At 59.5% G+C, this 19,238-nt stretch carries 16 protein-coding genes; 10 read left to right on the top strand and 6 right to left on the bottom strand.

What is annotated here, in order from left to right:
• Positions 1 to 13: 13 nt before the first annotated feature.
• The 3 genes from JQ848_RS08950 to JQ848_RS08960 form a co-directional block, all read right to left on the bottom strand.
• Entirely contained in the window at positions 14 to 1,087 is a 1,074-nt protein-coding gene (locus JQ848_RS08950) for a GGDEF domain-containing protein (RefSeq protein ID WP_029612454.1), read from the bottom strand.
• A 178-nt stretch (positions 1,088 to 1,265) separates the two neighbouring features.
• The gene (locus JQ848_RS08955; protein WP_202210503.1) at positions 1,266 to 1,976 is read right to left on the bottom strand and encodes an HPP family protein; all 711 of its coding nucleotides are present in this window, start codon (positions 1,974 to 1,976) and stop codon (positions 1,266 to 1,268) included.
• A gap of 190 nt (positions 1,977 to 2,166) precedes the next feature.
• Positions 2,167 to 3,087, bottom strand: a complete 921-nt coding sequence (locus JQ848_RS08960; RefSeq protein WP_003447610.1) for a MurR/RpiR family transcriptional regulator — start codon at positions 3,085 to 3,087, stop codon at positions 2,167 to 2,169.
• Between the two features lie 286 nt (positions 3,088 to 3,373).
• On the opposite strand from JQ848_RS08960, the gene JQ848_RS08965 reads away from it, so the two are divergent.
• From JQ848_RS08965 to JQ848_RS09010, 10 genes are all read left to right on the top strand, one after another.
• Positions 3,374 to 5,311 (top strand): bifunctional 5-dehydro-2-deoxygluconokinase/5-dehydro-2-deoxyphosphogluconate aldolase, encoded by a 1,938-nt coding sequence (locus JQ848_RS08965; protein WP_003447611.1) that lies wholly within the window; start codon positions 3,374 to 3,376, stop codon positions 5,309 to 5,311.
• A 331-nt stretch (positions 5,312 to 5,642) separates the two neighbouring features.
• On the top strand, positions 5,643 to 6,536 hold the full coding sequence (gene iolE / locus JQ848_RS08970) for a myo-inosose-2 dehydratase (protein WP_003447616.1): 894 nt from the start codon (positions 5,643 to 5,645) through the stop codon (positions 6,534 to 6,536).
• Positions 6,533 to 7,342 (top strand): 5-deoxy-glucuronate isomerase, encoded by an 810-nt coding sequence (gene iolB, locus JQ848_RS08975; RefSeq protein ID WP_202210504.1) that lies wholly within the window; start codon positions 6,533 to 6,535, stop codon positions 7,340 to 7,342. The genes iolE and iolB overlap by 4 nt, the downstream gene beginning before the upstream one ends.
• 18 nt (positions 7,343 to 7,360) lie before the next feature.
• A complete protein-coding gene (locus tag JQ848_RS08980; protein ID WP_003447620.1) occupies positions 7,361 to 8,863 on the top strand; it encodes a CoA-acylating methylmalonate-semialdehyde dehydrogenase in 1,503 nt (500 codons plus the stop codon).
• A 95-nt stretch (positions 8,864 to 8,958) separates the two neighbouring features.
• Positions 8,959 to 10,896, top strand: coding sequence for a 3D-(3,5/4)-trihydroxycyclohexane-1,2-dione acylhydrolase (decyclizing) (gene iolD / locus JQ848_RS08985; protein WP_003447622.1), 1,938 nt, complete (start codon positions 8,959 to 8,961; stop codon positions 10,894 to 10,896).
• A 39-nt stretch (positions 10,897 to 10,935) separates the two neighbouring features.
• On the top strand, positions 10,936 to 11,973 hold the full coding sequence (gene iolG, locus JQ848_RS08990; protein ID WP_003447624.1) for a bifunctional inositol 2-dehydrogenase/D-chiro-inositol 1-dehydrogenase: 1,038 nt from the start codon (positions 10,936 to 10,938) through the stop codon (positions 11,971 to 11,973).
• Between the two features lie 119 nt (positions 11,974 to 12,092).
• Positions 12,093 to 13,124: a Gfo/Idh/MocA family protein gene (locus tag JQ848_RS08995; protein WP_202210505.1), complete on the top strand. Its 1,032-nt coding sequence runs from the start codon at positions 12,093 to 12,095 to the stop codon at positions 13,122 to 13,124.
• Positions 13,125 to 13,276: 152 nt separating this feature from the next.
• The gene (locus JQ848_RS09000; protein ID WP_003447628.1) at positions 13,277 to 14,203 is read left to right on the top strand and encodes a sugar ABC transporter substrate-binding protein; all 927 of its coding nucleotides are present in this window, start codon (positions 13,277 to 13,279) and stop codon (positions 14,201 to 14,203) included.
• Positions 14,204 to 14,297: 94 nt separating this feature from the next.
• Complete coding sequence (locus tag JQ848_RS09005; RefSeq protein ID WP_202210506.1) at positions 14,298 to 15,863, top strand: sugar ABC transporter ATP-binding protein; 1,566 nt, start codon at positions 14,298 to 14,300, stop codon at positions 15,861 to 15,863.
• A gap of 61 nt (positions 15,864 to 15,924) precedes the next feature.
• Positions 15,925 to 16,953 carry an ABC transporter permease gene (locus tag JQ848_RS09010; RefSeq protein ID WP_003447631.1) on the top strand — a complete coding sequence of 343 codons (1,029 nt, stop codon included), beginning with the start codon at positions 15,925 to 15,927 and terminating at the stop codon, positions 16,951 to 16,953.
• 63 nt (positions 16,954 to 17,016) lie between these two features.
• Here JQ848_RS09010 and JQ848_RS09015 read toward each other — a convergent pair whose 3' ends face one another.
• The 3 genes from JQ848_RS09015 to JQ848_RS09025 all read right to left on the bottom strand — a co-directional run bounded on the left by JQ848_RS09015 (position 17,017) and on the right by JQ848_RS09025 (position 18,964).
• Complete coding sequence (locus JQ848_RS09015; RefSeq protein WP_010656394.1) at positions 17,017 to 17,850, bottom strand: IS3 family transposase; 834 nt, start codon at positions 17,848 to 17,850, stop codon at positions 17,017 to 17,019.
• Entirely contained in the window at positions 17,847 to 18,143 is a 297-nt protein-coding gene (locus JQ848_RS09020; protein WP_010656393.1) for a transposase, read from the bottom strand. Before JQ848_RS09020 ends, JQ848_RS09015 begins: the two co-directional genes overlap by 4 nt.
• Positions 18,144 to 18,433: 290 nt before the next feature.
• Positions 18,434 to 18,964, bottom strand: a complete 531-nt coding sequence (locus tag JQ848_RS09025; RefSeq protein ID WP_003447633.1) for a glyoxalase superfamily protein — start codon at positions 18,962 to 18,964, stop codon at positions 18,434 to 18,436.
• Between the last annotated feature and the right edge of the window lie 274 nt (positions 18,965 to 19,238).

Consider the following 19,238-nt stretch of genomic DNA (forward strand, 5'->3'; position numbering starts at 1 on the left):
CGAGGCACCGGCCCTAATAAAAGGTAAACCGGTCCTTGCCGCTGTGCTTGGACACATACAGCGCCTTGTCCGCCTTGGCCAGGGCCTGGTTCAGGCTGTCATCGTCTTCGACCCGGGTCAGCCCGATGCTGACGGTCACCGGGTAAGGGTGCGGGTCTACGCGCACTAGCCGGCACAACTCGTCCATCAACGCCTCGACATCGCTGCGCCGCACACCCGCCAGGTACACCGCGAACTCCTCGCCGCCCAGCCGCGCATACTCATGGTCAGCCATCACCGCCTGGATGCTGGCTGCAGTGCGCTTGAGCACCTCATCGCCAATATCATGGCCGTAAAGATCATTCACCTTCTTGAAGTTGTCGATGTCGATCATCGCCAGGTAGTGATCCTGCTCCCGTGGCCGGGTCGCCAATACATTGCCGGCCTGGGTCATGAAGGAGCGGCGATTGGGAATCTCGGTCAAGGGGTCAATGTAGGCCTGGCTCACCAGCAGTCTGAACATGGTGAAGTTGTAGAGCTTGATTTTGCGCAACTTGAAAAAGTTGTAGATCGTCAGGCTGCTGAGAAAGGCCAGATAGCACAGGATCAGGGTGCCCCGCAGATCGGTGACCGACACTTGAGTCATCAGGAAAGGGTTGAGGGTCAGCCAGGTGATGGCCACCACTGCGATAAACCCCCGATGGCCCAGCGGCATCACGGAGGCGCCGTAGAGGATGCTGGAGCAGGCCAGAATCAGCCAGATCGGCTGGGCATCGGCCGGCAGGCCAAAAATGATCAGGCGGATACCGATGGCAATCACTGCCACGAACAGGGCATTGAGTATGTCGAAATGCCAGGACTTGCGAATGAAACCCAGAATGATGGTGAGCACCACCAGGGTGCTCAGAAACAGGATGGACAGGGCGGTGAACCCCTGGCGGCCCTTGATGCTGACGATCAGGTTGAACAACAGCCACATGAAGATGCTTGCGCTGAAGGTGAGGCGGCAGAAGTTACGCAGTTTCTCGAAGTCATGTTGGGCGAATTCAGCTCGCAAGGCGTGGGGCGCCGCTTGCTTGGAAATCTCTTTTTCAATGGTCTTGAGCATGGCGGCCTTGATCAGGATCAACCGACGGGATTCGGGCCACCTGTGGGACTGTGCCAAGGGGGCCTCTACGTCCGGGCCGGCAGACACTCTGACAGTGGCTGCACCCGGGCGCTGCACGGATAACCCTAGCAGGAGTTTCGGGCATCAGTGCAACGGCCGGGGCGCTTGCTTCTGGCGGTTAACGGGCCTGGGCGAGCACCTCACCGATACTGCGCCGGCGTGCATAGTGCTCGCTGGCGCGGATCAGCTGTTCAAGGTCTTCGGGGGTCACGTCAATGAACGCATCCATTTGCTCCAGGGCTTGTTGCAGGTCCTGGGCGGTAATGCCCGGGTCGCCCGCGAACTGGGGGGCGACCGGGTTCGGCTCCGGGGGTTTTTTCGGGTAGCGCACCCGGGTCAGATTGTTATAGGCCAGTGCTGCCACCAGCATGCACGCCGCCGCGAGCATTACCGGCGCCAGCAGGCCCCAGCCCAGGCTGGCGCTGTCCGGATCTGCCAGGACCACCAGCAAGGCCAGCGCCCCGGCGGGCGGGTGCAGGCAGCGCAACAGGCACATGACAATCAGCGCCAGGCCTACCGCCAGGCAGGCGCTGTCCAGATTGCGCCCAAAGAAGTGCGCCACCGCCAATGACACCAGGGTTGCACAGAGGTAGCCGCCCATAATCGACCAGGGTTGCGCCAGCGCCCCTGAAGACACGGCAAACAGCAGAACCGCACTGGCCCCCAGCGGGCCAATCAAATGCATGGCCACCGGCAGGCCGAAAAACAGGCTGCAGACCCAGACACTCAAGAGCGTGCCAAGGGATACGCCAATGGCGGCGCGGCTCCATTCGGTGGGACGGGTATTGGTGGCCGCAGGCAATAGGCGGCTGATCCAGCGGGTATGCATGGTGAGAAAAATCCGGGGGTTGGCGATTGAAAGGATAAAAAAAGGGCTGTGCGGGTTTCCCGGCAAGCCCTTGAAAATGTCCCTTCATTTGGGGGAGGAACGGGAGCAGTGTGCAACAGCTGGTAACAGTCCGCAAATTCATAATAATGCTGATTAACTGCATTAATTTTGATGTTTGGAGCTGTTTGTCCTAGTCGTCAAAGCCCACTTGCTCGTGGATTTCATCCACTTTGAGTTCCAGCCGGTAGGCCACGGCAATAAACAGGGCCTGGCACAGGCACAGGGTTGCGCTCAACGAGCGAAACGCGAACGAACTGCCCTCATTGACCAGCAGCACGCTGTTGGCGCGTTTGGCCAGCGGTGACAGGTTGCTGTCGGTGATGATCAGGGTTTTGGCCTGATGCAGCTGGGCAATGCGCAGGCAATGCTGGGTTTCCTTGCCATAGGGGGTAAAGCTGATGGCAATCACCAGGTCGTTGGCCCGCACGCTGCGCATTTGCTCGCGATAACTGCCCCCCAGCCCGGACACCAGATGAATGCGCTTGTTGGTGTGCTGCAGGTTGTACACCAGGTAGTCGGCCACGGCGAAAGAGCGGCGCACCCCCACCACATAGATATTGTCAGCGTTGACCACCAGGTCCACGGCCTTGTCGAAGGACTGGTCATCCAGTTCCAGCCCCAGACGTTCGATACCCGAGAGGGTCGCGTTGATGCACTCACGGGCCAGATCGCCGCCGCTGGCTTTTTGCGACTTGTTGGCAATCATGCTGCGAATACGTTGCTGGTAATTCTGCGCCGGCGTGGCCTTGTGGGTGTAGGCCTCGCGAAACAGCGCCTGCATTTCACTGAAACCACTGAAACCGAAGCGTTGCGAGAAGCGCACGATGGCCGAAGGGTGGACTTCGCACTCGCGGGCAATATCACTGATCCGGTCAACCATGATCCGGTCGCTTTGCTGGCTCATATAGCTGGCAATACGTTTGAGCTGACGCGGCAGGCTCTCGTATTCCTCGGTAATGAGCTGCAACAGGCGTTCGGCATTGATCGGTGGGCCGGCCTGTTCGCTCTCTGGCGTTTGCTCGATCGGTGCCGGCTGATCAGGGGAGGGCATAGGGAGTCCTTATGGATGGCTCTTCAGGTCATGGGGCAGTTTAGCCTGCAAAGTCTACAGGGTAGGTGCGCAATAAATCCTGACCGGCCGTTCAAAGACCCTGTGGCTGAATCGTTACAGGGTCGAAAATTGATCCCTTTGGATCAATATGGAACAAAAATTCTACATTAAAAAATTATGGAATAAATATTGTTTATTGTGTCCGGACGTTTTAGTCTTCATCTCACAAAGAGCGCTCAACCTTCGGGGTGATGAGTGCAGGCTGATAAAAATAACAGGAGCCAGCATGGGACAGACTCGTTTTGCCACAGGGCGTGATTTGGATTTGATCTGCCTTGGACGCCTGGGCGTCGACCTCTACTCGCAGCAAGTCGGCGCGCGGCTGGAGGATGTCAGCAGCTTTGCCAAATACCTGGGTGGCTCATCGGCCAACATTGCCTTTGGTACTGCGCGCCTGGGCTTGCGCTCGGCCATGCTGAGCCGGGTGGGGGATGACCATATGGGGCGCTTTCTCACCGAGTCACTGGCTCGTGAAGGCTGTGACGTCAGCGCCATCACTGTTGATCCGCAGCGTCTGACCGCCCTGGTGCTGCTGGGCCTTAAAGACCGCGAAACCTTCCCGCTGGTGTTCTACCGCGAAAATTGCGCCGACATGGCGTTGCGCGCAGAAGACATCGACCCGGCCTTCATAGCCTCGAGCAAGGCCCTGCTGATTACCGGTACCCATTTCTCCACCGAAGGCGTGTATCAGGCCAGCGTCCAGGCGCTGGAATACGCCGAACAGCACAACGTCAAACGTATTCTGGATATCGATTACCGGCCGGTGCTTTGGGGCCTGGCGGGCAAGGCCGATGGCGAAACACGCTTTGTCGAAGACAGCAAAGTCACCGCCCACGTGCAATCGATCCTGCCGCGCTTCGACCTGATCGTGGGCACTGAAGAAGAATTTCTGATTGCCGGCGGCGGCACCGACCTGCTGGCGGCATTGCGTGCGGTACGGGCGCTGACCGCAGCAACGCTGGTGGTCAAGCTCGGTTCCCAGGGCTGTACGGTGATCCAGGGCCAGATCCCGGCCCGGCTTGAAGACGGTGCCATTTATCCCGGCGTGCGGGTTGAGGTACTGAATGTGCTGGGGGCCGGGGATGCCTTTATGTCCGGTTTCCTCAGCGGCTGGCTCAAGGATGCCAGCGATGAGCGCTGCAGCCAGCTGGCCAATGCCTGCGGCGGCCTGGTGGTGTCGCGCCATGCCTGTGCTCCGGCGATGCCGACGCCTGCCGAACTCGACTACCTGTTCAGTAGCCCGGTGCCGATCACCCGCCCGGATCAGGACGTGGCATTACAGCGCTTGCACCGGGTCAGTGTGCCGCGCAAGCAGTGGAAACAACTGTTTGTGTTCGCCTTCGATCACCGCTGGCAGCTGGTTGAAGTGGCCCAGCAGTATGGCCGCGATCACAACAGTATCTGCGCGCTCAAACAGCTGTTTATTCGCGCGGTCGAGCGGGTTGAAACTGACCTGCGGCGTCAGGGCATCGACGCCGATGTCGGGTTGCTGGCCGACCAGCGTTTTGCCCAGGACTCACTGAATGCCGCCACCGGTCGCGGCTGGTGGATTGCCCGCCCGGTAGAGGTCCAGGGTTCACGGCCACTGGCCTTTGAGCATGGTCGCTCGATTGGCAGCAACCTGATTGGCTGGCCCCAGGAACACATCATCAAGTGTCTGGTGCAGTTTCACCCCGACGACGAGCCGCTGCTGCGCCTGGAGCAGGAAGCGCAGATCAAGGGGCTGTATGAGGCATCCCTGGTCAGCGGCCATGAACTGTTGCTGGAGATCATCCCGCCCAAGGATCACCCTTCGACTCATCCCGATGTGCTGTACCGCGCGTTGAAGCGCTTGTACAACCTGGGGATTTACCCGGCCTGGTGGAAAATCGAGGCCCAGACGCCAGAGGTCTGGGAGCAGCTTGATGCGCTGATTCAGGAGCGCGACCCCTATTGCCGGGGCGTGGTGCTGCTGGGCCTGAATGCCCCGGCACAAGCACTGGCAGAAGGTTTCCGCCAGGCACGTCACAGCAGCACCTGCCGCGGTTTTGCCGTGGGCCGCACGATCTTCCAGGAGCCAAGCCGTGCCTGGTTGGCGGGGGAGATCAATGATCAAACATTGATTGAACAGGTGCAGGGCACGTTTGTGCAGCTTATCGAATCCTGGCAAGCGGCCCGCCGCTAACCCGGTTCCTGTATCTGTCCTTGTATCGGCACCTGTATCTACATCGGCACCTGTACCTGTATCTGCATCTGCGCATATATCTGCATCTGCGCATACATCTACATCTACATCTGTAGGAGCGAGCTTGCTCGCGAGCTCTTCAAGATCAAAAGCTCGCGAGCAAGCTCGCTCCTACAGGTTCAGGTTCAGGTTCAGAGGTTCAGAGGTTCAGAGGTTCAGAGGTCCAGGTCCAGAGGTTCAGAGGTTCAGAGGTCCAGCTTCAGCTTCAGGCACAGGTTCAAGTACAGCCGCAGGGTGCTGTTTAATTCAGAAAACAATAATAGGTGCAGCCATGCCCGCTATTCGTATTGGCATCAACCCGATTTCCTGGAGTAACGATGACTTGCCGTCATTGGGCGGCGAGACGCCATTGAGCACGGCGCTCAGTGAAGGCAAGCAAATCGGTTACGAGGGTTTCGAACTCAACGGCAAATTCCCCAAGGACGCCAAGGGCGTCGGCGATGTGCTGCGTCCCTACGATCTGGCACTGGTCTCGGGCTGGTATTCCAGCCGCCTGGCCCGGCGCTCGGCGGCCGAGGAGATCGACGCAATCGCCAGTCACGTGCAGTTGCTGGCCGAAAACGGAGCCAGGGTGCTGGTCTATGGCGAAGTCGCCGACTCGATCCAGGGCCAGCGCATTCCATTGGTCGAGCGCCCGCGCTTTCACACCGAACAGGCGTGGCAAGCCTATGCCGACAAGCTCAATGAACTGGCACAGTTCACCCTGTCCCAGGGCGTGCGCCTGGCTTATCACCATCACATGGGCGCCTATGTAGAGTCGCCGTCGGACATCGACACCCTGATGAGCCTGACCGGCCCCGAAGTGGGTCTGCTGTTCGACGCCGGCCATTGCTACATGGGCGGTGGCGAGCCGCTCGAGGTGTTGCGCAAACATATTGACCGCGTCTGCCACGTGCACTTCAAGGATGTGCGCAAGGCCGTGGTGCAACTGGCACGCAACAACCTGTGGAGCTTCCCGGACTGCATCATCAACGGCACCTTCACCGTGCCCGGCGATGGCGACATTGATTTCGCGGCATTGCTCGATGTGTTGCTGGCTGCCGATTACCACGGCTGGCTGGTGGTTGAAGCCGAACAGGACCCGGCCGTGGCGCCGAGTTTTGCCTATGCGCAAAAGGGTTATCAAACCCTGCGCGGCCTGCTGGATGCGAGGACCGGAAAATGAGCTTGCTGATCAAGAGTCAGGCCACGGGTAAAACCATGGTCGAACTGCCACAGGGGGCGCTGGAGTACGTGGGTTTTAGCGCTTATCGCCTGGCCGCCGGCGAACATCTGCCGGTCAGCGCCGGCGATCAGGAGCTGTGCCTGGTGCTGCTCAGCGGGCGGGTCACCATCAGTGGCGAAGAGCCGGGCAAGGGCGCTTTCAGCTGGGCCGATATTGGCGATCGCGACTCGGTATTCGAGGACAAATCGCCGTTCGCTGCCTACCTGCCGCCAGGCAGTCAGGCCCGGGTACTGGCCTTGGGCGAGGTGCAAATCGCTGTCTGTGCCGCACCGGGTTCGGCCACCGCCGGGCTGGGTGCACGCCTGATCAAACCCGAGGCCATGAAGCGCAGCGTGCGCGGCAAAGGCGCCAATACCCGCTATGTCTGCGACATTCTGCCCGACACCGAGCCTGCGCATTCGCTGCTGGTGGTGGAGGTGCGCACCCCGTCCGGGCACTCGTCCAGCTATCCACCGCACAAACACGACACCGACGATCTGCCGCGCCAGAGCTTTCTCGAAGAAACCTATTACCACCGGATCAACCCGCCCCAGGGCTTCGTGTTCCAGCGGGTCTACACCGATGACCGCAGCCTCGATCAGGCCATGGCAGTGGAGAACAGCGACCTGGTGGTGGTGCCCAAGGGCTACCACCCGGTCAGCGTGCCCTATGGCTATGAATCCTATTACCTCAACGTCATGGCCGGCCCCAAACGCGTCTGGCAATTTCACAACGACCCGCAGCACAGCTGGCTGATGGATCTTTAACGTTTTCGGAGAACAATAATGAGCACTACCCCGGTTATCGGTCACTACCTCAACGGCCAGCTCCAGGACACAGGCGGCGAGCGTTTCAGCGACGTATTCAATCCAGCCACCGGCGCCGTGCAGGCACGGGTGGCACTGGCCAGCCAGCACACCGTAGACGAGGCCGTGGCTTCGGCACTCAAGGCATTTCCGGCCTGGTCCGAACAGTCGTCCTTGCGCCGGTCGCGGGTGATGTTCAAGTTCAAGCAACTGCTCGACGAACACCACGATGAACTGGCTGAAATCATCTGCCGCGAACACGGCAAGGTGTTTTCCGATGCCAAGGGCGAAGTGACCCGCGGCATTGAAATTGTTGAATATGCCTGCGGTGCGCCGGCTCTGCTGAAAACCGATTTCAGCGACAACATCGGTGGCGGTATCGATAACTGGAACCTGCGCCAGCCCCTGGGCGTGTGCGCCGGGGTCACCCCGTTCAACTTCCCGGTCATGGTGCCGCTGTGGATGATTCCGCTGGCGCTGGTCACGGGCAACTGCTTCATCCTCAAGCCTTCGGAGCGTGATCCGTCAGCCAGCCTGCTGATGGCGCGCCTGCTGACTGAGGCCGGCCTGCCGGATGGTGTATTCAACGTGGTGCAAGGCGACAAGAGCGCGGTCGATGCGCTGTTGCAGCATCCGCACATCGAAGCCATGTCGTTTGTCGGCTCCACGCCGATTGCCGAGTACATCTATCAGCAGGGCACCGCGCGGGGCAAACGGGTCCAGGCATTGGGCGGGGCAAAGAACCACATGATCGTGATGCCCGATGCCGATCTGGATCAGGCGGCGGATGCACTGATCGGTGCGGCTTACGGCTCGGCAGGCGAGCGTTGCATGGCGATCTCGATTGCCGTGACCGTGGGTGATGTGGCCGACAAATTGATCGAAAAACTGCTGCCGCGCATCGACCGGCTCAAGGTCGGCAATGGCTTGCAGCCGGACAGCGAAATGGGGCCTCTGGTGACCGCAGAGCACAAGGCCAAGGTCATTGGTTTCATCGATCAGGGCGTGGCCCAGGGCGCACAGTTGATTGTCGACGGTCGCGACCTGAAAGTGCCGGGCGCAGAGCAGGGGTTCTTTGTTGGCGCCACCCTGTTCGACCAGGTCACCCCTGAGATGAGTATCTACCAGCAAGAGATTTTCGGCCCGGTGCTGGGGATTGTCCGGGTGCCTGACTTTGCCAGTGCCGTGGCGTTGATCAATGCCCATGAATTCGGCAACGGCGTGTCCTGCTTCACCAGCGACGGCGGCGTGGCCCGGGCCTTTGCCCGCACGATCAAGGTCGGCATGGTGGGCATCAATGTGCCGATTCCGGTGCCGATGGCCTGGCATTCATTTGGGGGCTGGAAGCGTTCGTTGTTTGGTGATCACCACGCCTACGGCGAAGAAGGTATCCGCTTCTACAGCCGTTACAAAAGCGTGATGCAGCGCTGGCCGGACAGCATCGCCAAGGGTCCGGAATTCAGCATGCCGACGGCCAAATAGCCAACCCCACAACCCCCCACCTGACCTGCAGGAGCGAGCTTGCTCCTGCAGCGGGCAGCAAGTAGTCGGGACAGGTATTTTTTCAGGGTGAAAACATGAGTACGACACGACTGACCATGGCCCAGGCCCTGGTGAAATTTCTCGATAACCAATACGTAGAAGTTGATGGGGTCGAGAGCAAGTTTATCGCCGGGATTTTCACCATTTTTGGTCACGGCAACGTGTTGGGGCTGGGCCAGGCGCTGGAGCAGGACAGCGGCGATCTGGTGGTGCATCAAGGCCGCAACGAGCAGGGCATGGCCCATGCCGCCATCGGCTTCGCCAAGCAGAATCTGCGACGCAAGATTTACGCCTGCACCTCGTCGGTCGGCCCCGGGGCTGCCAATATGCTCACCGCCGCGGCCACTGCCACCGCCAACCGGATCCCGTTGTTGCTGCTGCCGGGCGATGTCTATGCCAGCCGTCAGCCTGACCCGGTACTGCAGCAGATCGAGCAATTCCACGACCTGAGCATCAGCACCAACGATGCATTCAAGGCCGTGAGTAAATACTGGGATCGCATCAACCGTCCCGAGCAGTTGATGAGCGCGGCCATCCAGGCCATGCGCGTGCTCACCGACCCGGCTGAAACCGGCGCCGTCACCCTGGCCCTGCCACAGGACGTTCAGGCCGAAGCCTACGATTACCCGGATTACTTCCTGCAAAAACGCGTGCACCGCATCGACCGTCGCTTGCCGACCCCGGCGATGCTGGCCGACGCCCAGGCCATCGTTGCGCGTAAACGCAAGCCGCTGATCATCTGCGGGGGCGGGGTCAAGTACTCCGCAGCCAACGCAGCCCTGCAGGCCTTTGCCGAGCGCTTTGATATTCCGTTCGCCGAAACCCAGGCCGGCAAAAGCGCGATTGTCTCGGCGCACCCGCTGAACGTCGGCGGGATCGGCGAGACCGGTTGCCTGGCCGCCAACTTGCTGGCCGCACAAGCCGATCTGATCATCGGCATCGGCACCCGCTATACCGACTTCACCACCTCGTCGAAATCCTTGTTTCAGCACCCTGAGGTGGAGTTTCTCAACCTCAACATCAGCCCTTGCGATGCCCTGAAACTCGATGGCGTGCAAGTGCTGGCCGATGCCCGGGCCGCGCTGCAAGCCCTGGGCGAGATCCTCGGGCAACAGGGCTATCGCTCAGACTGGGGTGATGCCCCCGAATTGGCCAGGGCGCAACTGGACGCGGAAGTCGACCGGGTTTATCAGGTCGACTATCAGCAGCCGGACTTCGCCCCCGAGATCACTGACCACCTTGACCCGGCGGTGCTGCGCGAGTTTATCGAGCTGACCGGCTCATGCCTGACCCAAAGCCAGGTGCTGGGCGTGCTCAACCACAGCCTGGCCGACGACGCGGTGATCGTGGCCGCGGCAGGCAGCCTGCCCGGTGACTTGCAGCGGGCCTGGCGCAGCAAGGGGGTCAACACCTATCACCTGGAATACGGCTACTCGTGCATGGGCTACGAAGTCAACGCGGCGCTGGGGGTCAAGCTCGCAGAACCCGGGCGTGAGGTCTACGCGCTGGTGGGCGACGGTTCCTACATGATGCTGCACTCCGAGCTGCCGACCTCGATTCAGGAGCGGCGCAAGATCAACGTGGTGCTGTTCGACAACATGACCTTCGGCTGCATCAACAACTTGCAGATGGGCAACGGGATGGACAGCTTCGGCACCGAATTCCGTTATCGCAATGCGCAAACCGGCAAGCTCGACGGTGGTTTTGTGCCGGTGGACTTCGCCATGAGCGCGGCGGCCTACGGTTGTAAAACCTACAAGGTCAGCACCCTTGAACAGTTGCATATGGCACTGGCCGATGCACGTTTGCAAACGGTCTCGACCCTGATCGACATCAAGGTGCTGCCCAAAACCATGATCCACAGCTACCTGACCTGGTGGCGGGTGGGTGTGGCCCAGGTGTCCACCAGCCCGCGGACCGATGCGGCGGCACAAAAGCTCAACCTCGCACTTTCCAAAGCCCGGCAGTACTGATCGCAAACCTCTGACAAAAAATCCAACAGGAGCAGGCATATGTCGTTGAACACTAATTCCCTGAAGCTTGGCGTGATCGGTACCGGCGCCATCGGTCGTGACCATATCCGTCGGTGCAGCCAGACCTTGCTCAACAGCCAGGTGGTGGCCGTCACCGATATCAATCTGCTGCAAGCCGCCCAGGTGGTGGCTGATCTGGGGCTGAGCGCCGAGGTGTACCCAGACGGGCATGCCCTGATCAATGCACCGGAAGTCGATGCGGTGCTGGTGACATCCTGGGGGCCAAGCCATGAAGAGTTTGTGCTGGCCGCGATCAAGGCCGGCAAGCCGGTGTTCTGCGAGAAGCCGTTGGCAGTGACGGCCGCCGGCTGCCGGGCCATCGTTGATGCAGAAGTTGCCCATGGCAAGCGTCTGGTCCAGGTCGGCTTCATGCGTCCGTATGACGAGGGCTACCGCGCACTCAAAGCCGTGATCGACAGCGGCCAGATCGGCGAGCCGTTGATGCTGCACTGCGCGCACCGCAACCCGACGGTGGGCGAGAACTACAAGACAGACATGGCGATCACCGACACCCTGATCCATGAACTGGACGTGCTGCGCTGGTTGCTGGATGACGACTACGTTTCGGTGCAAGTGGTGTTCCCGCGCAAGACCAGCAAAGCCCTGGCCCATCTCAAAGACCCGCAAATCGTGCTGCTGGAAACGGCCAAGGGCACGCGGATTGATGTTGAGGTGTTTGTTAACTGCCAGTACGGCTATGACATTCAGTGCGAAGTGGTGGGCGAGACCGGGATTGCCAAACTTCCGGAGCCGTCGCAAGTGCAACTGCGCAGCGGCGCCAAGCTGTCCAACGCCATTTTGATGGACTGGAAAGACCGTTTCATCGGCGCCTACGACGTTGAGTTGCAAGCGTTCATCGACGCCGTGCGTGCAGGCCGGGTAGGCGGCCCCTCGGCATGGGACGGTTTTGCTGCTGCGGTGGCAGCGGATGCCTGCATCGAAGCGCAGCAGAGCGGGGCAATCGTCAAAGTGCAGTTGCCGGAGCGTCCGGGGTTTTACGGCCCGCACGCCCAATAAACCAAATACCAGAAAAACCTGTAGGAGCGAGCTTGCCTCGCGAGCTCTTCAAGATCAAAAGCTCGCGAGGCGAGCTCGCTCCTGCAGGAGACAGGTTCGCCCGGGTACATGGAGGCTTTATGCGTATTGGACTTGTCGGTTTTGGCCACGGTGGCCGTTTTTTTCATGCTCCGCTGATTGCCAGTTTGCCCGGCATCACGTTCGCCGGGGTTGTTACCCGCTCGCCTGAGCGGCGCCGCTTGTTGGCCAGCGAATACCCCGGGGTCAAGGCCTGGGACAGCCTGGGCCAGATGGTCGAAGCCGGGGTTGATCTACTGGTGATTTCTACCCCGCTGCAAGGCCGCCCGGAGCTGGTCATGCAGGCCATCGAGCTGGGTGTGCCGGTGGTCAGTGACAAGCCTTTCGCCGCCGATACCCATCAGGCCGAACAATTAGTGGCCGCAGCTCAACGTCAGAACGTGCTGTTGAGCGTGTATCAAAACCGGCGCTGGGACTCGGATTTTCTGACCATCCGCAAATTGCTGGATGCCGCTGCCCTGGGCCAGGTCACCCGCTTTGAATCATTCGTCGAGCGCTTTGCTCCCGATTCGGTGGGGGATGCCAGCGGCGGTGGCTGGCTGCGGGATCTGGGCAGCCATCTGGTTGACCAGGCGCTGCAGCTGTTCGGCCCGGTGCAGACGGTTTACGCCGAACTGGCCGATAGCCCCGGGCACCCCGGCATCGATCACACTTTCTTCATCGCCCTGACCCATGCCAATGGCGTGGTTTCCCACATCGGTGGCAGTTGCCTGCAAAGCAGTCCACGCCCCAGGTTTCGGGTGACCGGCAGCCTGGGCAGCTACAGCGTTGAAGGCTTTGACGGACAAGAGGCGGCAGTGCTCGCCGGGTTGTCGCCCAAAACCGAAGGTGAGCGTTGGGGCGCCGAAGAGCATCGGCGCTGGGGCTGGTTCGAGCAGGGGGCCGAGCGTGAGCGGGTACCCACCGAACATGGCCGCTGGCAGCAGTTTTATCTGCAGATGATCGACGCGGTAAAACACCAGGGGGCAGTGCCGGTGGGCCCGCAGGATGCGTTGCAAGCCCTGCGGGTGCTGGACGCGGCGCGCCTGAGTGCCGAGCGCAGGCAAGTCATCCGGCTCGATCAGGCAAGCTAAAATAGAATTATTTTTTTAATAAATTCTAAATACGGTTGATATAGAAATTATTTTCCAATAGAGTCAATTCCAGGTCAGCGAGACCTGGCCTCAGCTGTCATTCAAGTACGTACCGCATCTATAAAACCAACAAGAATGTGGAGACTGCCCTAATGAAACACCGCCTACGTTTTGCTTCCCTTGCACTGTCGATGATGCTGGCCAGCGGCGCAGCCATGGCCGACGTAAAAATCGGTGTGAGCATGTCCCAGTTCGATGACACGTATCTGACTTACTTGCGTGAGTCGATGAACGAAAGAGCCAAGAGCAACCCCGAAGGCGTGCAGTTGCAGTTTGAAGATGCCCGCGCTGACGTGGTCAAGCAGCTGAGTCAGGTCGAAAATTTTATCAGCCAGAAAGTCGACGCCATTGTGGTTAACCCGGTGGACACCGCCGCGACCCGCAAAATCACCGAAGCAGCGGTCAAGGCCGGGATTCCGCTGGTCTACGTCAATCGCCGCCCGGATGATGAAAAACTGCCGCCAGGCGTTGCCACCGTGGCCTCCAAAGATATAGAAGCCGGTCAGATGCAGATGGAATACCTGGCGAAAAAAATGGGCGGCAAGGGCGATATCGTCATCCTGTTGGGCGATCTGGCCAACAACGCCACCACCAACCGCACCAAAGGCGTGAAAGAGGAACTGACCAAGTACCCCGATATCAAGGTTGACCAGGAGCAGACCGGGATCTGGCTGCGAGACAAAGGCATGACCCTGACCAACGACTGGCTGACCCAGGGCCGCAAGTTTGATGCGGTGGTCTCCAACAACGACGAGATGGCCATCGGTGCGGCAATGGCCTTGAAGCAGGCCGGCATCGAGCCCGGCACTGTGCTGATTGCCGGTGTCGACGGCACCCCCGACGGTGTGCGTGCGGTGGAGAAGGGCGAGCTGGCGCTCACGGTGTTCCAGGACGCCAAGGGCCAGGCCTACGGCTCGGTCGATACCGCCCTGAAAATGATCAAGAAAGAACCGGTAGAGCAGGCGGTCTGGGTGCCTTTCCAGCTGATCACCAAAGACAATGCCAAGGATTTCAAGTAGTCGTCATCTCAATCCAATAACAACAATATGCGGCAGGGCTCAAGCCTTGCCCGCTGTCTCGGACATTCACCGAGGCATCTGAGGAGTACTGGCTATGCTCGCGTCAGCGACTGTTTCAAGCACCTCGACCATGGCGCCCGCACCTGCGGCTCTCCCTCAAGAGGTTCCTTATCTGCTGGAGGTGGTCAACGTCAGCAAGGGTTTTCCCGGCGTAGTGGCGCTTGATGACGTGCAACTGCGGGTACGTCCGGGTTCGGTTCTGGCCCTGATGGGGGAGAACGGCGCCGGCAAGTCGACCCTGATGAAAATCATCGCCGGTATCTATCAACCCGACTCCGGCGAGTTGCGACTGCGGGGCAAACCCGTGACCTTCGCCGGTCCCCTGGCGGCTTTGCAGGCAGGGATAGCCATGATCCATCAGGAACTGAACCTGATGCCGCACATGAACATTGCGGAAAATATCTGGATCGGCCGCGAGCAGCTCAACGCGCTGCACATGATCGACCATCGCGAGATGTTCCGTTGCACTGCGCAACTGCTGGAGCGTCTGCGCATCAACCTCGACCCCCAGGAACTGGTAGGCAACCTCAGCATCGCCGAGCGGCAGATGGTGGAAATTGCCAAGGCCGTGTCGTACAACTCGGACATCCTGATCATGGATGAACCGACCTCGGCCATTACCGACAAGGAAGTCGCCCACCTGTTTTCGATCATTGCCGACCTCAAGTCCCAGGGCAAAGGCATCATCTACATCACCCATAAAATGAACGAAGTGTTCAGCATCGCCGACGAAGTGGCAGTGTTTCGCGATGGTGCCTATATCGGCCTGCAGCGGGCCGACAGCATGGACGGCGACAGCTTGATTTCGATGATGGTGGGGCGCGAATTGAACCAGCTGTTTCCGGTGCGGGAAAACCCGCTGGGCGAACTGCTGTTGTCGGTCCGCGACCTGAGTCTGGACGGCGTGTTCAAGGGGGTTTCGTTTGACCTGCACGCAGGCGAGATCATGGGCATTGCCGGTTTGATGGGCTCGGGACGAACCAACATCGCCGAAACCATTTTCGGCATCACCCCGAGCAGTGGTGGAGAAATCCAGCTGGACGGGCTGCCCGTGCGTATAACCAGTCCCAACATGGCCATCGAGAAGGGCTTCGCCCTGTTGACCGAAGACCGCAAGCTGACCGGGCTTTTCCCCTGCCTGTCGGTGCTGGAAAACATGGAAATGGCGATTCTGCCGCATTACGCCGGCAATGGTTTTATCCAGCAAAAAGCCCTGCGCGCCCTGTGCGAAGACATGTGCAAAAAGTTGCGGGTCAAAACCCCCTCCCTTGAGCAATGCATTGACACCCTGTCCGGCGGCAATCAGCAAAAGGCCTTGCTGGCCCGCTGGCTGATGACCAACCCCCGGGTATTGATTCTGGATGAGCCGACCCGGGGTATCGACGTCGGGGCCAAGGTCGAGATTTACCGGCTGATCTCCTTTCTCGCCAGCGAAGGCATGGCGGTGATCATGATTTCATCGGAACTGCCTGAAGTGCTGGGTATGAGCGACCGGGTCATGGTCATGCACGAAGGTGAACTGATGGGCACCCTGGACCGCAGCGAGGCGACCCAGGAGCGAATCATGCAATTGGCCTCCGGTATTACCGCGATTCATTAATGACTTCAGTGCAGCGGCCCGACAGGGTCAGTGGCGCAGCAGAACAAGAGAGAAAACGTCCATGAACGCAATAACTGAAAACAAGCCTGCCGTGGCCCCGCCTAAAACCAAAAGCCGTCGTCGGTTCCCCACCGAGCTGAGCATCTTTCTGGTGCTGATCGGCATTGGTCTGGTGTTTGAAGTATTTGGCTGGATCGTGCGTGACCAGAGTTTCCTGATGAACTCCCAGCGTCTGGTGCTGATGATCCTGCAAGTGTCGGTGATTGGCTTGCTGGCCATTGGTGTCACCCAGGTGATCATCACCACCGGTATCGACCTGTCATCGGGCTCGGTGCTGGCGCTGTCGGCGATGATTGCCGCCAGCCTGGCGCAAACCTCTGATTTCACCCGGGCGGTATTCCCGTCGCTGACCGACCTGCCGGTGTGGATCCCGGTGCTGGCCGGGCTTGGCGTGGGGCTGCTGGCGGGGGCGATCAACGGCAGCATCATTGCGATTACCGGGATTCCGCCCTTTATTGCCACCCTGGGCATGATGGTGTCGGCCCGTGGCCTGGCGCGTTACTACACCGAAGGCCAGCCGGTGAGCATGCTCTCGGACTCCTACACCGCCATCGGACATGGGGCGATGCCGGTCATCATCTTCCTGGTGGTGGCGCTGATATTCCACATTGCCCTGCGCTACACCAAATATGGCAAGTACACCTACGCCATCGGCGGCAACATGCAGGCGGCGCGTACCTCGGGGATCAACGTCAAGCGTCACCTGATCATCGTCTATAGCATCGCCGGGCTGCTGGCGGGTCTGGCCGGCGTCGTGGCGTCGGCACGGGCTGCCACCGGGCAGGCGGGCATGGGCATGTCCTATGAACTGGATGCAATTGCCGCGGCAGTGATTGGCGGCACCAGCCTGGCGGGCGGAGTAGGGCGCATTACCGGTACGGTGATCGGCGCACTGATCCTTGGCGTCATGGCCAGTGGTTTCACCTTTGTCGGGGTTGATGCCTACATCCAGGACATCATCAAGGGCCTGATCATCGTGGTGGCGGTGGTGATCGACCAGTACCGCAACAAGCGCAAGCTCAAGCGCTAACCCCACGCCCTGTAGGAGCGAGCTTGTAGTGGTCCAGTTTTTTTGGACCATTGCGTAGGAGTATTAAGCCGCCATTTCCTCAAAAGTAACTGGCGGCAGGTTATTCGAGGCGGAGTGACAACGCCGGTGGTTGTAATGGGCAATAAAATCCATCACGTCCCGCTCTGCCTCGAAATGATTCTGGTAGCCGTTTTCCGGTGACCAATCGTGCTTCTGTGATCTGAAGTAGCGCTCAACGACGGCATTATCCCAGCAATTACCGCGTCGGCTCATACTCTGCACAATGTTCTTTTCAGCCAAATATTTTACGAAGCGCTCAGCGGTGTACTGGCAGCCCTGGTCCGAGTGGAAAACCAGCTCAGAAGTAGGACGGCGTATGCCCACAGCCAGCTGCAACGCCTTAAGCGAAAGCTCCGTATCCGCCGTTCTCGAAAACGCCCAGCCTACAATCCTGCGCGAGAAAAGATCCATGACAACCGCCAAATACAGCCAGCTCCCACCGACCCTGATGTAAGTAATATCTCCTGCCCAAAAAGTGTTCGGGGCCGCGGGATTAAAGCGACGGGCCAGGATATTAGGTGCGATGTTGGAGGGCTTGGTCATTCGCCGATAGTGGGCGTAACGTGCGCGCCGCCTGACCAGCCCGAGGGTTTTCATCAGGCCACGCATTCGATGACGCCCCACTTTCATCCCCTGTTTCTTCAGAGCTTTGCTAAAACCCCTACTACCCAAAGCACCACGATGCTCTTTATGCAGTTGGCGAATTTTCTTCTCCAGCTGACGCTCAATTCCGCGCGGTCGCTTGGGATGACGTTGCGCGTAATAGCTGCTGCGAGGGACACCGAAAAGACAGCACAGGTGTCGTACCGACATCGCGCCTTTGGTGCCCTCGATCATTTTATTCGGCTGAAAAGCACCTTTAGATGAGAGGGCAACTGCTTTTTTAAGACGTCATTCTCTGCCTCCAGCAGCGCTAATCTGGCCTGAAGCGAATCAATCAGATCTTGATCCTGCGGGCGGGTGGTTTGCGAGGCTCCTACATGCTCCTTGTGCCATCGGGAAACCCACCGCCGCAAAGCCGTCGGCCCCACGCCGGTTTGTTCGCACGCCTTTGGCACGGAGTAATTCATTTCCACGACCAAGCGAATGGCCTCGGCTTTTTCTTCGGCAGTTACGACCCGAAATCCCATGATGAATCCTTAAGTTGATACTCCTACATGATGGTCCATAAATATTGAGCCACAACAGCTTGTCTCGCGAGCTTTCCGATACGCCCCGAAGAGCTCGCGAGACAAGCTCGCTCCTACAGATAATTCATGTACTCATCAGCCGAATCGATAGCCCACAACCCTGTAGGAGCGAGCTTGCTCGCGAGCTTTTCCGAAACGCCCCGAAGAGCTCGCGAGGCAAGCTCGCTCCTACAGATAATTCATGTGCCCGGCAGCCGCATCGCCAAGCCCACGCTCAATCCAACAACGTCTTAGTCCTGACAGAAGCGGATGCGGTTGCCGAAGGGGTCATGGACTTCCAGAACCTGCCCCCAGCCCTGCTGAACAATCTCCGGGCGTCCGTAGCCGTAGCGCTTGCCCTGGAGTTCGTCATGCAACAACTGGATATTGTGCATCGGCACAAATAGGGTCGCCCCGGGGCTCGCATCGCCATGGTGCTCGGAGAGATGCAGTTGCAGACCGTTGCGGCTGATCCCCAGATACAGCGGCAGATCCGCTTCGAAGCGGTGCTCGAATTCGACGCTGAATCCCAGAAAATCCAGATAGAACTCCCGGGCCTTGGCTTCGTCAAACATCCGCAGGATCGGGATGGCCTTGTCGAACCTGATGACCGGCAAGGGATTCTCGGCGGGCAGTATTGCTGACGCAGTGTTCCAGTCCTTGTAGCCCAGCAAGTGCGCCACCGTTTCCAGCGCCGTGGCATGAGTCAGCTCTTGCGCGAGCAGTTCCCGGGAGGCACGCAGCCGCCTGGCCATCTGTTTGGCTTGTTCGATCGAAATCATGGTTGTTCTCCTGAGGTCGAGGCGCACGGTGCCCGCATTGCCAAACCTCGACTGTCAAAAGAAACGGGAGGATTCGGGAACAGAAACAATACTTTCACCTTTCCTTGCGGACGCGAGCGGCAGGCAGTATCAGCCTGCGCTGATATTACATAGCGCGCAACGAGCGCGAAAGGGCAAGCCGTATCTATCGCCAGGCGCTAGCGACTTCGAGCGGTACCGGCCCTGCAGGCTGGTTCAGGCGCTCCCTATGCAAGGCGCTCGAGCCCTTGCTCCC

The sequence above is a fragment of the Pseudomonas paraversuta genome (assembly GCF_904067025.1).
Lineage (GTDB): Bacteria > Pseudomonadota > Gammaproteobacteria > Pseudomonadales > Pseudomonadaceae > Aquipseudomonas > Aquipseudomonas paraversuta.

Excerpts from the sequence above, each read along its gene's own strand:
- JQ848_RS08950 (WP_029612454.1), bottom strand. The coding sequence starts at position 1,087 with ATGCTCAAGACCATTGAAAAAGAGATTTCCAAGCAAGCGGCGCCCCAC.
- JQ848_RS08955 (WP_202210503.1), bottom strand. The coding sequence starts at position 1,976 with ATGCATACCCGCTGGATCAGCCGCCTATTGCCTGCGGCCACCAATACC.
- JQ848_RS08960 (WP_003447610.1), bottom strand. The coding sequence starts at position 3,087 with ATGCCCTCCCCTGATCAGCCGGCACCGATCGAGCAAACGCCAGAGAGC.
- JQ848_RS08965 (WP_003447611.1), top strand. The coding sequence starts at position 3,374 with ATGGGACAGACTCGTTTTGCCACAGGGCGTGATTTGGATTTGATCTGC.
- iolE (WP_003447616.1), top strand. The coding sequence starts at position 5,643 with ATGCCCGCTATTCGTATTGGCATCAACCCGATTTCCTGGAGTAACGAT.
- iolB (WP_202210504.1), top strand. The coding sequence starts at position 6,533 with ATGAGCTTGCTGATCAAGAGTCAGGCCACGGGTAAAACCATGGTCGAA.
- JQ848_RS08980 (WP_003447620.1), top strand. The coding sequence starts at position 7,361 with ATGAGCACTACCCCGGTTATCGGTCACTACCTCAACGGCCAGCTCCAG.
- iolD (WP_003447622.1), top strand. The coding sequence starts at position 8,959 with ATGAGTACGACACGACTGACCATGGCCCAGGCCCTGGTGAAATTTCTC.
- iolG (WP_003447624.1), top strand. The coding sequence starts at position 10,936 with ATGTCGTTGAACACTAATTCCCTGAAGCTTGGCGTGATCGGTACCGGC.
- JQ848_RS08995 (WP_202210505.1), top strand. The coding sequence starts at position 12,093 with ATGCGTATTGGACTTGTCGGTTTTGGCCACGGTGGCCGTTTTTTTCAT.
- JQ848_RS09000 (WP_003447628.1), top strand. The coding sequence starts at position 13,277 with ATGAAACACCGCCTACGTTTTGCTTCCCTTGCACTGTCGATGATGCTG.
- JQ848_RS09005 (WP_202210506.1), top strand. The coding sequence starts at position 14,298 with ATGCTCGCGTCAGCGACTGTTTCAAGCACCTCGACCATGGCGCCCGCA.
- JQ848_RS09010 (WP_003447631.1), top strand. The coding sequence starts at position 15,925 with ATGAACGCAATAACTGAAAACAAGCCTGCCGTGGCCCCGCCTAAAACC.
- JQ848_RS09015 (WP_010656394.1), bottom strand. The coding sequence starts at position 17,850 with ATGATCGAGGGCACCAAAGGCGCGATGTCGGTACGACACCTGTGCTGT.
- JQ848_RS09020 (WP_010656393.1), bottom strand. The coding sequence starts at position 18,143 with ATGGGATTTCGGGTCGTAACTGCCGAAGAAAAAGCCGAGGCCATTCGC.
- JQ848_RS09025 (WP_003447633.1), bottom strand. The coding sequence starts at position 18,964 with ATGATTTCGATCGAACAAGCCAAACAGATGGCCAGGCGGCTGCGTGCC.